The sequence below is a fragment of the Acidisoma cellulosilyticum genome (assembly GCF_020621385.1).
GTDB classification, from domain to species: domain Bacteria; phylum Pseudomonadota; class Alphaproteobacteria; order Acetobacterales; family Acetobacteraceae; genus Acidisoma; species Acidisoma cellulosilyticum.
The window spans coordinates 515,285-529,878 of record NZ_JAESVA010000001.1 but is presented as its reverse complement, the minus strand read 5'-3'; the positions used below and the strand labels follow the sequence as shown (position 1 = coordinate 529,878).

The 14,594-nt window shown below is 64.3% G+C and carries 12 protein-coding genes and 1 pseudogene; 8 read left to right on the top strand and 5 right to left on the bottom strand.

Annotated elements, in window-relative coordinates:
• Nucleotides 1-10: 10 nt before the first annotated feature.
• Nucleotides 11-1,099 (bottom strand): hypothetical protein, encoded by a 1,089-nt coding sequence (locus ACELLULO517_RS02420; RefSeq protein WP_227305540.1) that lies wholly within the window; start codon nucleotides 1,097-1,099, stop codon nucleotides 11-13.
• Between the two features lie 154 nt (nucleotides 1,100-1,253).
• Between ACELLULO517_RS02420 and tcuC the strand changes: the two genes are divergently transcribed.
• From tcuC to ACELLULO517_RS02405, 3 genes are all read left to right on the top strand, one after another.
• Nucleotides 1,254-2,582 carry an MFS transporter gene (gene tcuC / locus ACELLULO517_RS02415; RefSeq protein WP_227305538.1) on the top strand — a complete coding sequence of 443 codons (1,329 nt, stop codon included), beginning with the start codon at nucleotides 1,254-1,256 and terminating at the stop codon, nucleotides 2,580-2,582.
• Nucleotides 2,583-2,785: 203 nt separating this feature from the next.
• The gene (locus ACELLULO517_RS02410; protein WP_227305537.1) at nucleotides 2,786-3,445 is read left to right on the top strand and encodes a hypothetical protein; all 660 of its coding nucleotides are present in this window, start codon (nucleotides 2,786-2,788) and stop codon (nucleotides 3,443-3,445) included.
• On the top strand, nucleotides 3,421-3,876 hold the full coding sequence (locus tag ACELLULO517_RS02405) for a PIN-like domain-containing protein (RefSeq protein WP_227305535.1): 456 nt from the start codon (nucleotides 3,421-3,423) through the stop codon (nucleotides 3,874-3,876). Before ACELLULO517_RS02410 ends, ACELLULO517_RS02405 begins: the two co-directional genes overlap by 25 nt.
• A gap of 67 nt (nucleotides 3,877-3,943) precedes the next feature.
• On the opposite strand, the gene ACELLULO517_RS02400 is transcribed toward ACELLULO517_RS02405, so the two are convergent.
• The 4 genes and pseudogenes from ACELLULO517_RS02400 to ispF all read right to left on the bottom strand — a co-directional run.
• Nucleotides 3,944-4,771: an inositol monophosphatase family protein gene (locus ACELLULO517_RS02400; RefSeq protein ID WP_227305533.1), complete on the bottom strand. Its 828-nt coding sequence runs from the start codon at nucleotides 4,769-4,771 to the stop codon at nucleotides 3,944-3,946.
• Nucleotides 4,772-4,786: 15 nt separating this feature from the next.
• Nucleotides 4,787-5,353: an elongation factor P gene (efp, locus tag ACELLULO517_RS02395; RefSeq protein ID WP_227305531.1), complete on the bottom strand. Its 567-nt coding sequence runs from the start codon at nucleotides 5,351-5,353 to the stop codon at nucleotides 4,787-4,789.
• Nucleotides 5,304-6,446: a lysine-2,3-aminomutase-like protein gene (locus ACELLULO517_RS02390; protein ID WP_227305529.1), complete on the bottom strand. Its 1,143-nt coding sequence runs from the start codon at nucleotides 6,444-6,446 to the stop codon at nucleotides 5,304-5,306. Before ACELLULO517_RS02390 ends, efp begins: the two co-directional genes overlap by 50 nt.
• 8 nt (nucleotides 6,447-6,454) lie before the next feature.
• Nucleotides 6,455-6,955: pseudogene (gene ispF / locus ACELLULO517_RS02385) on the bottom strand (2-C-methyl-D-erythritol 2,4-cyclodiphosphate synthase); the annotation flags it as partial.
• 120 nt (nucleotides 6,956-7,075) lie between these two features.
• Between ispF and dusB the strand changes: the two are divergent.
• The 5 genes from dusB to ntrX all read left to right on the top strand — a co-directional run bounded on the left by dusB (nucleotide 7,076) and on the right by ntrX (nucleotide 14,484).
• Nucleotides 7,076-8,176 (top strand): tRNA dihydrouridine synthase DusB, encoded by a 1,101-nt coding sequence (dusB, locus tag ACELLULO517_RS02380; protein WP_227305524.1) that lies wholly within the window; start codon nucleotides 7,076-7,078, stop codon nucleotides 8,174-8,176.
• 1 nt (nucleotide 8,177) lies between these two features.
• Nucleotides 8,178-9,338: a two-component system sensor histidine kinase NtrB gene (locus tag ACELLULO517_RS02375; RefSeq protein WP_227305522.1), complete on the top strand. Its 1,161-nt coding sequence runs from the start codon at nucleotides 8,178-8,180 to the stop codon at nucleotides 9,336-9,338.
• Nucleotides 9,338-10,783 carry a nitrogen regulation protein NR(I) gene (ntrC, locus tag ACELLULO517_RS02370; protein WP_227305520.1) on the top strand — a complete coding sequence of 482 codons (1,446 nt, stop codon included), beginning with the start codon at nucleotides 9,338-9,340 and terminating at the stop codon, nucleotides 10,781-10,783. The genes ACELLULO517_RS02375 and ntrC overlap by 1 nt, the downstream gene beginning before the upstream one ends.
• Nucleotides 10,784-10,865: 82 nt before the next feature.
• Nucleotides 10,866-13,103 (top strand): sensor histidine kinase NtrY-like, encoded by a 2,238-nt coding sequence (locus ACELLULO517_RS02365; protein WP_406566236.1) that lies wholly within the window; start codon nucleotides 10,866-10,868, stop codon nucleotides 13,101-13,103.
• A complete protein-coding gene (ntrX, locus tag ACELLULO517_RS02360) occupies nucleotides 13,093-14,484 on the top strand; it encodes a nitrogen assimilation response regulator NtrX (RefSeq protein WP_227305516.1) in 1,392 nt (463 codons plus the stop codon). Before ACELLULO517_RS02365 ends, ntrX begins: the two co-directional genes overlap by 11 nt.
• The last annotated feature ends 110 nt before the right edge of the window (nucleotides 14,485-14,594 follow it).

The following is a 14,594-nucleotide window of genomic DNA, read 5'->3' as shown; positions in this document are numbered from 1 at the left end:
TAGCACCCGCTCACGGTGAGGAAGAGGCGTTACTATGCCCTGACGAAGGCGGCATGGCGATGAGGTCGATGCGATCGGCGGGCGTACTGCCCGAATTGCCGAGGGCAAGAAGACGTATATGGATGGGGTCGACGCCGGCAGCGGTCAGCGCGGCCTGCACCCCCTGGGCCCTTGTCAGCGCGATGCGCCTTGGGCTCGACGGATCATCATCGCCCTTCGGCTGGCTGGCATAGGCGCGCACGATATAGAGGATCGTGGTGCCGTGCCGGGAGACGAAATCGCGGATCAGCGCAGGGACGGCGCCGGCGGGGTCGGTATCCTGGCCCGAATAGGGCAAGGTCAGCAGGTCGGCACCCGGCGGCAGGTTGTTCTGATTGGCGACAGGCGGCTTGATCGGCGCTGGCGCGGCAGGGGCCGGCGCCACAGGCGGTTTTGCATGGGCCGCTGTCTGAGGGGCGGCGGGGGAGAGTTCAGCCGGTGGCGGTGCGGCCGGTGGAGGTGCAGCCGGCAGAGGTGCGGCCGGCTGAGGAGCCGGTGGCGGCACGGCGGCGGGCAAGGCCGGCATGGCGGGGACCGGCGCGGGCTGCTGCTGTGCGGGTGCTTCTGCCTGAGGCGCGGCCGGCTGAGGCTCGGCCGTTTTCTTCTTGGGTTTCTTGGTCGCCGGATTTTCGAGGATGATCTTGGGCGGCGCCGGCAAAGCCGGGACAGCGCCGGGCAGAACCGGCACGGTCGCGAAGGAGGAGCCGAGATTCGATCTGTTCTCGGTATTCACCCCAGCCGGCGGCAGCACAACGGGCGGTTTCCCGCCGGGCGCTGTCTTTGCCGGTGCCGGCGTCGTTGCGGGCGCTAAGGTTTTTTCCTCGGTCGGCGGGTGGGTCTTATGCCCGGCGCTCACCGCGGGATGCCTGTGTTTAGACGGCCTGCGATGGGCCGAGGTGCCAAGCTTATGCGCATGGCCGGTTGCAGGTGGCGGCGGCGCAGGCAAGCTCGGGCTACCCAGCCTGTTCAATGCATTAGGGTCGACCGTCACCTGGGCGGCAGCCGGCAAGGGTGCGGCCAGGACGAGGGTAGCGAATAGGAGAGGGCGTGTGCGGCGCATGTCCTCTGCGGTCTACGGTAGTTTGATCGTGACGGGGAGGGGGGTCGCGTGGCGCTGCGTCTGATTTCGTCCTAGGTTGACGACGAAAGTCCGACGGCATCCTTGCGCAGGCAGGAAAACGACGAGCGGATTTTCCAAGGGAGGATTGCCGAAGATGGCAACAATCAATCAGGCGGCCGGTCAGGCTGAGGTCGTACCGTCCGGCTCGAAAGCCATGGCGGTCATTCGCGTGACCAGCGGCAACTTCCTCGAAATGTATGACTTCATGATCTACGCCTATTACGCGGCGTATATCGGTCGTGCTTTCTTTCCCGAGAAGAACCCCTTTGCCTCGCTCATGCTGTCGCTGGGTATTTTTGGCGGCGGCTTCCTCATGCGGCCCTTGGGCGCCATCATTCTCGGCGCCTATATCGACCATTACGGCCGCCGTCGTGGCTTGATCCTGACGCTTGCCATGATGGCTGTCGGCCTCGCCCTCGTCGCGTTGACGCCAAGCTACGCGACGATCGGCATTGCCGCGCCGATCATCGTCGTGGTGGGGCGCATCGTTCAGGGCCTCTCGGCCGGTGTCGAACTCGGCGGCGTCTCGGTCTATCTCGCGGAAATCGCGCCGCCCGGCCGGCAAGGCTTCTTCTGCTCCTGGCAATCCGCCAGCCAGCAGGTGGCGGTCGCTGTCGCCGCCATCATCGGCGTGGTCCTCAGCCTGTCCCTGACCCATGAGCAGATGGCGGATTGGGGCTGGCGCATTCCGCTTCTGATCGGCTGCCTGATCGTGCCGCTTTTGTTCGTCCTGCGTCGTTCGTTGCAAGAAACCGAAGCCTTCGCCCGGCGCAAACATCCTGCGATCCGGGCGATCCTCGTCTCCCTCGTGGAGCATTGGCGGATCGTGTTGCTCGGCATGATGCTCATCACCATGACGACGGTGAGCTTCTACCTCATCACCGCCTATACCCCGACCTTCGGCGGCCATGAGCTGCATCTCAGCCCCTTGCTGGCCATGCTGGTGACGCTGTGTGTGGCCGTGTCGAACTTCATCTGGCTGCCGATCGGCGGCATCCTGTCCGACAGGATCGGCCGCCGCCCGATCCTGCTCGCGATCACGGTGCTGGCGCTGGTCTCGGCCTATCCGCTGATGCTGTGGCTGACCCACAATGTCAGCTTCACCCATCTTCTACTGGCCGAACTTTGGCTGTCCTTCATCTTCGGCCTGTATAACGGAGCGGCCGTTCCCTTCCTGGCCGAGATCATGCCGGAGGCCGTTCGCACGACGGGCTTCTCGCTCGCCTATAGCCTGGCCACGGCCGTCTTCGGCGGGTTCACCCCGGCGATCTGCACCCAGCTCATTCATTCGACGGGGGATCGCGCGATGCCGGGTCTATGGCTCTCGCTGGCGGCTCTGCTGGGATTGATCGCGACGCTGCTCATCACGGGGTTGCGCGGGCGGGCGATCCTGGGCGTCGGGACGCGCTCCACCGCCGCGTGATGAATGACGTGAGGATTAGAATGATCGGTTAAACCAACGGCAGGGTTGGCTTGATACATATAGAACTTGTGTTTCGGTTCAGGGTAACCAAAGCTTAGGTGACGAGGTTGGGTGGCCAGCCTCAATGAAATGCGGCGTATGTGATACCGGACAATCAAAATTTTCTGGGGCTTGGCTTATATCCGATGAGGGTAGCTGCCCGGTTGGCACATCTTGATGCGCGCACTGCCCGTCGATGGATTGAGGGCTATACCTACGATCATGATGGCGAACTGCGCCGCTCGGCGCCCATCCCGTATCTGGCAAAAGCCGACGATGATGGCCATGACGGTGTTCTGGACTTCGAGCAACTCCTCACGCTTTTGCTCGTTCAAGCTTTCAGGCAGCGTGGGTTGGGTCTCCCGACCATTAAGCGCGCTGCCGCTCGGGCGCAGCAGGTCTATGGCAGTCCGAATCCATTCGTAACAAAGCAGTTCCGAAGCGATGGTAACCGCGTCTTCATCGACTTGGCAGTGCCGGGACAGGAACGAGACCTGATCGATGTCCTGTCCGACCAGCGGCAATTTCATGCCATCGTCGAGCCGTCCTTATTCAAGGATGTCGTATTCGCTGGGAATAGCGCAGGTGAGTGGTGGCCGCTCGGGAAAGACCATGCGGTCGTCCTCGCACCTGCTCGGCAGTTTGGCGCACCGCTTATCGCTTCCAAAGGCATTCGCACGGAGGTCGTTGCCAGCATGGTCGCGGCAGAAGGTGGAGGTGCGGAGGCAATAACCACAACTGCCGACTGGTACTGCCTCAGTCTTGGAGAGGTGCTGGACGCTATAAACTTCGAGGGGCCATGGCAGTCGAAAAAGGCAGCCTGACCTTCGTTTTCGACCAAAATCTGGGTTCCCGGATCGTCGAGCTTCTCAAGATAGCCAAAATGCAACCAGATGGTGGGATAACTACACTCACGGAGCTTGGGTTTGCCGCGAATGCGCCGGACGAGGACTGGATGCCGGCTCTGGGATCGCGGGGGCGCTATGTGGTCGTTACTCGTGACGGTGCCATCCTCCGGGCGGCGGTTCGGCTTGAGGCATGGAAGGCATCTCAACTGATTCTGCTCATTCTGGACGGTAGCTGGGGGCAGTTGCCCATCAGCGGCCTGATCCGTGCGCTTATCTATTGGTGGCCGTTGATGGTCGACGAGGCTGATGCCGCACCACCTGGAACTGCCTGGACGGTGCCACACACTGTTCCTGCGCCTCACAAGTCAATTCGCTTGATAACGCCGAAGCTCGGCCGATCAATCTGAAAGCAGTTCGGCCACCCTTCGCAGGGCGGCCGACGCTTGAGGCCACGCTAGATTTTCTAGGTAAGGATCAGCCGCCGGCGGCTGAGACACCGTCGGCGACGGCTTCCAGCAGTTTCGGATGCAGCACGGGATTGGCGGCGACCACCTCATCCGCGATCTGATCGCTGCCGGTGGGCGTCGTCACATAGCCACCTGCCTCGCGCACGATCAGAATGCCGGCCGCGATATCCCAGGGCTTCACGCCGATTTCCCAATAGCCATCGAAACGGCCGGCGGCGACCCAGGCGAGGTCGAGCGAGGCCGCGCCAAAGCGGCGGATGCCCGCCACCTGCGGCATCAGCGTGCTCAGCGTGCGGGCGAAAGACAGGCGCTGCCGCGGCGTCGTCACCGCGAAGGGAATGCCGGTCGCAAACACCGCCTGGCTGAAATCGCGCCGGGAGGCCACGCGCAGCCGACGCTCGTTGACGAAAGCGCCCGAGCCCTTTTCGGCCCAGAACATCTCGTCCGTGCAAGGCGCATAGACGAGAGCAGCATTGATTTCGATCGTGCCGTCCGGCAGGCGACGCTCCAGCGCGATCGAAATCGCCCAATGCGGCATGCCGTGCAAAAAGTTAGTGGTCCCGTCCAGCGGGTCCACAACCCAGCGCCAAGTCCAGTTGTCGCCGCCCGAGGCGCCGGATTCCTCCATGAGGAAGGCATAGCCGGGGCGGGCCTTGGTCAGTTCCTGTTTGATCGTCGCCTCGGCCCGGATATCGGCCTGGGAGACGAAGTCGGACGGACCCTTGATGCTGACCTGAAGCTGTTCGACCTCGCTGAAATCGCGTAGCAGCTGCTTGGCCGCCTTTTGGGCGGCATTGGCCATAATCGTCAGATGGGCGGAGAGGCGTGCGGCCATGGGATTGTCAGACCGTCAGTTTTTCGCCCGCTCGACATAGGAAGCGTCGTCGGTGCGCACCACGATGCGTTCGCCGCTTTCAATGAAGGGCGGGACCATTGTCTTTACGCCGTTGGACAGGATGGCCGGCTTGTAGGAGCTGGCGGCCGTCTGGCCCTTAACGACGGGATCGGCTTCGACGATTTCGAGAATAACGGAGGAGGGCAGGTGGATGCCGACGGCCTCGCCTTCGACCAGATCAAGCTCGACCTGCATATTGTCCTGCAGGAAGGCGACCGCTTCGCCCAGCAACTCGGCCGGGACCAAGGTCTGCTCGTAAGTTTCCTTATCCATGAGAACAAGATTGTCCCCATCGGTATAGGAGTAGATGTAGTCCTTGTTATCGGTCATCAGGCGTTCGACCGTATCGGCAGTGCGCCAGCGCTCGTTCGTCTTGTTGCCGGTCTTCAGGTCGCGCATTTCGACCTGAATGAAAGCGCCGCCTTTGCCAGGGGTAATGATCTGCTGCTTCAGAACCGTCCAACGACGGCCTTCATGCTCGATCACCTGGCCGGCGCGGATAAGGTTCGCCTGCTGCTTCATCGGACTTCTCAATATCGTCGGGATTAGAGGCGGGGCTTGTAACCGCTCCGCCATCTGCGGGCAAGCTTGCGCGGGCTGCGCCCAGCCTATGGGTGATACCCGCGGGGTCGCGCACCTGATCTTCGGCCAGCAGATAGTCCGGTCCGATCGGCACCTTGCCCTGGCCGCCCGGGATATCCAGCACATAGGTCGGCCAGGCGAGACCGGTGACGCGGCCGCGCAGAGACCTTAGTAACGCCTGCCCTTCGCTGATCGGCACATGAAAGCGCGCGGTGCCGGGGGCGGCGTCCAGCTGATGCAAGTAATAGGGTTTGACACGAGACGCGATCATGGCGCGGAACAGCGCTTCCAGCGCCTCTGACGTATCGTTCACGCCGCGCAGCAGCACGGATTGGCCCAGGACGGGAATTCCGCGACGCTGCACGCGTCGCAATGCTGCGGCACCTTCCTGCGTAAATTCTCGGGCGTGATTGGCGTGGACCACCAGCCAGACGGCGCGGTCCACATCCAGCGCATCGGCCATCGCCTCGGTCAGCCGCTCAGGCGTGGCCAGCGGCAGGCGGGAATGGATGCGGATCGTCTCCACATGCGGGATCGCGGCCAGGCGCTGCATGATAGCTGCCATCCGGCGGGGCGAGAGCATCAGCGGGTCACCCCCGGTCAGGATCACCTCGCGCAGGTCCGGTAGAGCCTCGATATAGGCATAGGCAGCCGCAAGCTGGGCTTCGGTCAGAAGACCGCCGTCAGGCCCGACATGTTCGCGCCGGAAGCAGAAGCGGCAATAGACCGGGCAGATCAGCAGCGGCTTCAGCAGTACGCGGTCGGCATAGCGATGGACGATGCCGGGCAGCGGCGACAGCGCGTCATCGCCGATCGGGTCCGGGCTCTCATGCGGGGCGGTGATGCGCTCATCGCCATGCGGCACGAATTGCCGGCCGATGGCGTCGTCCGGGCTTTCGATCAACGTCGTGAAGCGGTCGGAGATGGTGATCGCGTATCGCTCACCGACCTCGGTCAGCGCCGGACGGTCGGCTTCCGTCGCGAAACCCGCACGGATCAGCCCGTCGATATCGCGGATCGTCTCGGCACCCATCGCGTCAATTAGCCTTCTGCGTGGTCCAGCGGCACAAGGATGGAGACGGCGGCCTGGGCGGCGATGCCTTCCTTCCGGCCGGTGAAGCCCAGCTTCTCGGTCGTCGTCGCCTTGACGGAGATGCGCGAGACGGGAACGCCCAGCAGCTCCGCCAGACGCGCGATCATCGCCGGCGCATGGGGGGTGATTTTCGGCTGTTCGCAGATCAGCGTGACATCGGCATTCACCAGAATGCCGCCGCGCGCGGCGATGCGCTCGGCCGCGTGGCGCATGAAACGGGCGCTGTCGGCATCCTTCCACTTCATTTCGGAGGGTGGGAAATGACGGCCGATATCGCCCTCGGCCAGCGCGCCATAGATGGCGTCGCAGAGCGCATGGATGCCGACATCGGCATCCGAATGCCCAGCCAGCCCCTGCTCATGCGGCACCGTCACGCCGCACAGGATGAGCGGCCGCCCGGTTTCCAGCACATGCACGTCAAAACCCGTGCCGACGCGGGTTACGAGCGAGGGAAGGCCAGAGGTCGTCGTCATTGGTCACCTTGGATTGCGGGCGAGGGGGGCAGGAGCGCGCAAACTCGTCTCTGCCCGATTGCGCGTCAACCCGCTCGTGCTGTATCTGCACAATCTATGGGCAATCGAACGATTCCAGATCAATCCTCGCTGATCCCGACGCTGTCCCCGATCGCCCTTGGCGGTCGCGGTAACCCGGTGATCGAGGTTCCGGTTATCCTGGCGCCGCTTTCGGGCGTGACGGACCTGCCGTTCCGCACGATGGCGCGTGACCTCGGCGCCGGTCTCGTGGTGTCCGAGATGATCGCCTCCTGGGCGATGGTGCGGGAAAATCAGGCAACGCTGCGCATGGCGAAGATCGCCGAGGGCGGTGGCGCCGGCGGGTCCCCCAATTCCATCCAGCTTGCCGGCTGCGACCCGGCTGCGATGGCCGAGGCCGCGCGGATTGCGGTGGGGCTCGGCGCCAATATCATCGACATCAATTTCGGCTGCCCGGTGAAAAAGGTCGCGGTTGGCCAGATGGCCGGCTCCGCCCTGATGAAGGACGAGATCGGCGCTGCCCGCATTCTGGAAGCGACAGCGCGCGCGGTCGATGTGCCGGTGACGCTGAAGATGCGCATGGGCTGGGACCATGACAGCCTCAATGCCCCACGCCTGGCGAAGATCGCCGAGGAAAGCGGCATCCGCATGCTGACCATCCATGGCCGCACGCGCCAGATGTTCTATACCGGCCAGGCCGATTGGGCCTTCATCCGGCAAGTGAAGGACGCCGTGAAACTGCCGGTGATCGCCAATGGCGACATCATCGTCGAGGAGGACGCGGCGGAGGCCCTGCGGCAGTCCGGCGCCGACGGCGTCATGATCGGTCGCGGCTGCTACGGCCGGCCCTGGTTTCTGCATAATGTGGCGGAATATCTGCGCACGGGCGAAAAAATCCCCGAACCTGATCTGGCCGCGCGCAAGCAGATCCTGCTCACCCATTACGAGCTTATGCTGAGCCATTTCGGCGAAATTCCGGGCCTGCGTCTCGCCCGCAAGCATGTCGCCTGGTATTCGCGCGGCCTGCCGGGTTCGGCCGAATTCCGCTCCCAGATCATGCGGGCGGCCGACCGCGCGACGGCCGTGGGCCTTATCCATGGCTTCCTCGACCCGCTGATTGAACGCGGGGTAGAGGCGCCGGCGCCTGACAAATCCGTCATGCTCGCCGAGGCCGCCTGATATGAGCGGTGTCACCAAGGCGGTCCGCCGCACGGTCCTGTCGGTCGTGCGGCGCAGCCCCGTGCCGACCACACAATTGCCGGAAGCGGTCAGCATCCTGGCCGCGATGCCGGTCGCGGTCGTCGTGCTCTCGGAAGAAAACCGCTTCACCTATGCCAATCCGGCGGCCGAGCAGTTTCTGGGCCTGTCCTTCCCGCAATTGGCCCAGCTGTCGCTGGATGATGTTCTGCCCGAGGACAGTCCGCTGTTCCTGATGGTCGGGCAGTTGCGCACCGGCGCGACCTCGATCGCCGATCACGACCTGTCCTTCGACGGTCCGCGGCTGAGCAAGAAGGGCATCAGCGTCCAAGGCACGACGCTGTCGGAAGACCCGGGCAGCGTCTTGCTGATCCTGCAGGATGGGAACACCGTCCGCTCGCTAGACCGCCAGATCGCGGCGCGCAATGCAGCGCGCAGTATCACCGGCATGGCGGCGATCCTGGCGCATGAGATCAAGAATCCGCTGTCCGGCATTCGCGGCGCGGCACAGCTGCTGGAAAGCAGCGTCGCTGAAACGGATCAGGAACTGACGGTGCTGATCCGCGAGGAGGCCGACCGTATCCGTGCCCTGGTCGATCGCATGGAAGTCTTCGGCGAAAAGCCGGTCGCGATGGAGGCGGTGAATATCCACCGCGTGCTGGAGCATGTGCGGCGCGTGGCGCGCAGTGGCTTCGGCGACGGTCTGCGCTTCAGCGAAAGCTATGACCCGTCTTTACCCTCCGTCTGGGGCAATCGCGACCAGCTGGTGCAGGTGCTGCTCAACCTCGTGAAGAACGCGGCGGATGCGCTGATCGCGGGTGGAGCGCTGGAAAGCGAGATCACCCTGATCACCCGCTATCAGCATGGTCTCAGGCTCGCGAACCCGACCTCCGACTCGGATAATCGCGTGGAGCTGCCGCTGCTGGTGGTGGTGCGCGATAACGGACCCGGAATCCCCGAGGATATCCGTCCGCATCTGTTCGAACCCTTCGTCAGCTCTAAACCGTCCGGACAGGGCCTGGGCCTCGCCCTTGTCGCCAAGATCATCGCCGACCATGGCGGTTTGATCGAGGTTGAGAGCCGTCCCGGACGTACCGAATTCCGGCTGCATCTGCCGATGCTTGCCGAGGAGGATGCCCAGTAATGACGCCGACCGTTCTGATTGCTGACGATGACCGGTCGATCCGGACTGTGCTGACCCAGGCGCTTGGCCGCTCAGGCTATCAGGTCCGCACCACCGGCAATGCCGCGACCTTGTGGCGCTGGGTGGAGGACGGCGAGGGCGATCTCGTCATCACCGACGTCATGATGCCGGATGAGAATGGGCTGGACCTGATCCCCCGCATCCGCCGCGTGCGGCCCGATCTGCGCGTCGTCGTGATGAGCGCGCAGTCGACGCTGATGACGGCGGTGAAGGCGACCCAGCGCGGTGCTTTCGAATATCTGCCCAAGCCCTTCGATCTGCGGGAGCTGCTGGCGGTCGTGGCCCGCGCGCTTGCCTCGCCGACGGCTGCCGGTGACCAGCCGCCGCCCGAGCCGCGCGATGCGGATGAACGTCTGCCGCTGATCGGCCGCAGTGCCGCGATGCAGGAAATCTACCGCACCGTCGCGCGTCTGACGACGACCGACCTCACCGTCATGATCAATGGCGAATCGGGCACCGGTAAGGAGCTGGTAGCCCGTGCGCTGCATGATTACGGGCGCCGTCGCGGCGGGCCTTTCGTCGCCATCAATATGGCGGCGATCCCGCGCGAGCTGATCGAAAGCGAGCTGTTCGGGCATGAGCGCGGCGCTTTTACCGGCGCCACCAGCCGCAATCAGGGCCGTTTCGAACAGGCGGCCGGCGGCACGCTGTTTCTGGACGAGATCGGTGATATGCCGCAGGAGGCGCAGACCCGTTTGCTGCGCGTGCTGCAGGAAGGCGAGTTCACCGCCGTCGGTGGACGTCAGCCGGTGCGCGCCAATGTGCGCATCATCGCGGCCACCCATCGTGACCTGCGGGCCGCCATCCGCCAGGGCCTGTTCCGCGAAGATTTGTTCTATCGCCTGAATGTCGTGCCCATCCGCCTGCCGCCGCTGCGCGAGCGGGTGGAGGATATTCCTTTGCTCGCCCGTCATTTTCTGGATAAGGCGCGCGCCGACGGTCTGCCCTTCAAGTCGCTCGACAGTGGCGCGGTCGATCGGCTGCGGGCTTATCGCTGGCCCGGCAATGTGCGCGAGCTTGAGAATTTGATGCGTCGTCTGGCCGCCCTCCATGCCGAGGAGACCATCTCGGCGGACGCGCTGGACCGTGAGCTGACAGAGACGGTCATGACCGTCGAGGATGCCGGTGGTGAGACGGCCGAGCCTTTGGCCCGCGCCATGGAGCGTCATATCCGCCAGTTTCTGGCGGCCCATGAGGAAGGGCTTGTCGGTAACGACATCTATGACCGCGTCATCGCGGAGGTCGAGCGGCCGCTGATTCAGCTGACGCTGCTGGCAACGCGCGGCAACCAGATCAAGGCCGCCGCCATGCTTGGGCTGAACCGCAATACGCTGCGCAAGAAAATTCGTGATCTGGAAGTGCCGGTCGTCCGCGGCGTCGCCTGACCAGGGTGCGGCCAGCGCTTTGTCCAATCGGCCGGGTTCGGGTTAAACTGCGCCCATGCTGATCAGCAATACGCCAGCCTCCATGCCTCTTGTCGGTGACGAGGGGCCCATAAGCAAAAAATGGCCGCGCCTGCGTCTGGTTTTGCGCGTGGTCTTCGGCAAGACCGTGACCCTGCTTCTGGCCATGGTGGCGGTGCTGCTGGCCATCGGCTCCTTCGTCGTGCTGTCCGGCGGTTCGTCGCTCGGCCTCAGTCACCGGGCGATCATCTCGCTCGTGCCGGCCAATTTCATCGTGCTGATGCTGCTGGTCATCGCGGTGTCGGTGCGCGTCGTGCATGTCTATCTGGATCGCCGTCGCGGTCTGGCGGGGGCGCGCATGCAGGCGCAGCTGGTATTGCTGTTCAGCGTCGTGGCCGTCACCCCCACGATCGTCGTCGCGATCTTCGCGACGATCTTCTTTCAGCTCGGCATCCAGGCCTGGTTCAACCACCGCGTCAGCACCGCGCTGGATGAGAGCATGCAGGTGGCCCAAGGCTATCTGACCGAACATAAGGACGAAATCCGCACCGACGCCTTCGCCATGGCCGATGACATGGCGCGCGCCGGTCCGTTTTTGACCACCGATATTTCGAATTTCGGCCAGTTCCTGGAAACCCAGGTCTCGCTGCGCGGGTTGACCGAGGCCGTGGTGTTCGAGCCCTCCAACGGGCAGGTGGTCGCCTCTGCCGGTTTCATGAGCGGCATCGCCACTGGCCTGCCGCCGGCCTGGGCGATCTCGACCGCCCATAACGGTGACGTCGTCGTGCTGGGGTCCAAGGACGGGACGACGGTCAGCGGGCTGATCCAGCTTGCCTCCACGCCGCCGCTGATGCTGCTGATCCAGAAGCCGGTCGATCCCTCGATCCTGGCGCATATGGCGAATACGGCGGCGGCGGTGCAGGCCTATCACCGGCTGGAATCGAACCGGCATAGTTTGCAGATCACCTTCGTCGTCATTTTCGCGATGGTGGCGCTGCTGGTGCTCTCAGCCTCCATCCTCGTCGGTCTCGTCTTTGCCAATCAGATCGCGCGACCGGTGGGCCGTCTGATCCGCGCGGCGGAACGCATCCGCGCGGGCGATCTGGCCGTGCGCCTGCCGGAAAGCCGGCGCGAGGACGAGGTCGCCGGCCTGACCCGCGCCTTCAACCGCATGACCGGGCAGCTGGATGCCCAGCGGTCCGAACTGATGCGCGCCTATAGCCAGATCGACGAGCGGCGGCGCTTCACGGAAGCCGTGCTGGGCGGGGTTTCCGCCGGTGTGATCGGGCTTGACCGTAATTGCCGGATCGAGCTGCCGAACCGCGCGGCCTCCACGCTGCTCGGCGTCGATATGATGGCCGCCCTCGGCCGGCCGTTGGAGGAGGTCGTGCCGGAATTCGCGACCTTGATCGAGACGGTGCGGACGACGCCGGACCGGCCGCGCCGGGCCGAGATCGCGATCGGGGGCCCGGGCCAGCACCGTCTGCTCAATGCGCGTCTCGGTGCCGAGATGACGGAAGACCGTGTCGATGGTTTCGTCATCACCTTCGATGACATCACCGAGCTCGCCTCCGCCCAGCGCAAAGCGGCTTGGTCGGATGTCGCAAGGCGCATCGCGCATGAGATCAAGAATCCGCTGACACCCATCCAGCTGTCCGCCGAGCGGCTGAAGCGCCGCTTTCTGGCGGAAATCACCTCCGATAAAGAAACATTCGTGCAATGCGCGGACACTATCGTGCGGCAGGTCGGCGATATCGGACGGATGGTGGATGAATTCTCAGCCTTTGCGCGCATGCCGCAGCCGGTGATCCATGCAGAGGATGTCGGCCAGGTCGCGCGGGATGCGCTGATGCTGCAGCAGCATGCGCGGCCCGACATCAATTTCACGGCGGAGATTCCGGCCGGCGGCCTCACGGCCCGTCTGGATCAGCGCCTGATCGGCCAGGCCTTGACCAATCTGTTGCAGAATGCGGCCGATGCCATCGCGACCCGTGACGGCGCAGGAAATATCATCCTGACCGTTTCACAGCAGGGGTCGGAGGTCCATATCAGCGTGGCGGATGACGGCATCGGCTTGCCGGAGGCCGAGCGCAACCAGTTGACCGAACCCTACGTAACTACAAAGGCGAAGGGCACCGGCCTTGGTCTCGCCATCGTCAAAAAGGTGATGGAAGATCATGACGGTAAACTGATTCTAGAGGACCGGAAGCCCGGTCCGGGTGCCGTGGCGACCCTGGTTCTTCCGGCGGATACCAGACAAGATACGGCCGAGCTGATCGTGGCGAGGGATAATGGCGGCTGATATTCTGATCGTCGATGATGAGCCGGACATCCGGATGCTCATCGACGGCATCCTGCGCGACGAGGGCTACAATACCCGTCAGGCGTCCAACGCGGACGAGGCGATCGCGTCCTTCCAGGGGCGGCGCCCCAGCATGGTCGTTCTCGATATCTGGCTGCGCAATTCCCGCCTCGACGGTCTGGGCATCCTCGATGTCCTGTGCCGTGAGGAGCCGCGCGTCCCGGTGATGATGATCTCCGGCCATGGCACGATCGAGACGGCGGTGACGGCAATCCAGAAGGGTGCCTACGACTTCATCGAAAAGCCGTTCAAGTCCGATCGTCTGCTGTTGATGGTGCGCCGCGCGTTGGAAGCGGCGCGTCTGGCGGCTGAGAATGCCGAGTTGAAGCTGCGCATCGGCGCCGAGAACAGTCTGCTGGGCGAAAGCGCGCCCATGCAGGGGCTGCGCGGCGCGATCGAGCGGGTGGCGCCGACCGGCTCGCGTGTGCTGATTAGCGGACCTGCGGGTGTCGGCAAGGAAGTGGCGGCGCGCATGGTGCATGCGCTGTCCCGCCGCTCGGACCAGCCTTTCGTCGCCTTGAACTGCGCGACGCTGAACCCGAGCCGCTTCGAGGATGAGCTGTTCGGGGTGGAGGCGACGACGGGCCCGGATCGCGAGCCGCGGCGTGCCGGCGTTCTGGAACGGGCCCATGGCGGCACGCTATTGCTGGATGAGGTGGCGGACATGCCGCTGGAAACCCAGGGCAAGATCGTGCGCGCCTTGCAGGATCAGGCCTTTCAGCGGGTCGGCGGCTCGTCCCGCGTGAGTGTCGATGTGCGCGTCATCGCGACCACAAACCGCGATCTGCAGGCCGAGATCGCAGCCGGGCGTTTCCGCGAGGACCTGTATTACCGGCTTGCGGTCGTGCCCTTGCAGGTGCCGGCCCTGCGGCAGCGGCGCGAGGATGTGCCGATGCTGGCCGAATATTTCCTCGTCCGGGCGGCGGAGAATGCAGGCATGGCGCCGCGCGAATTGGCGCCGGACGCCATGACGGCGCTGCAGGCCTATGATTGGCCGGGCAATGTCCGCCAGCTGCGCAATCTGATGGATTGGCTGCTGATCATGGCGCCGGGCAGTCCGGCCGATCCGATCCGCGCGGAAGTCTTGCCGGCGGAAGTCGGTGCCCATGCGCCCAAGCTGCTGAGCATGGATTCGGGGGCAGATATGATGGGTCTGACGCTGCGCGAAGCGCGCGACCTGTTCGAGATTCAGTATCTGCAGGCGCAGCTGCTGCGCCTCGGCGGCAATATCAGCAAGACCGCCGCTTTCGTCGGCATGGAACGCAGCGCGCTGCATCGGAAGCTCAAGCAGCTAGGCGTCACCATCGACGAGCGGAGTTAGGCGGGTTTTACGCGCGGTATCGGGTAGGTCCGCGGAACAAGTCCGCGGATGACGGTTGAAGGGGCGCCAGTCGCTCTTTTTTGTCGTCCCCGCACTTGTTCCGGGGATCT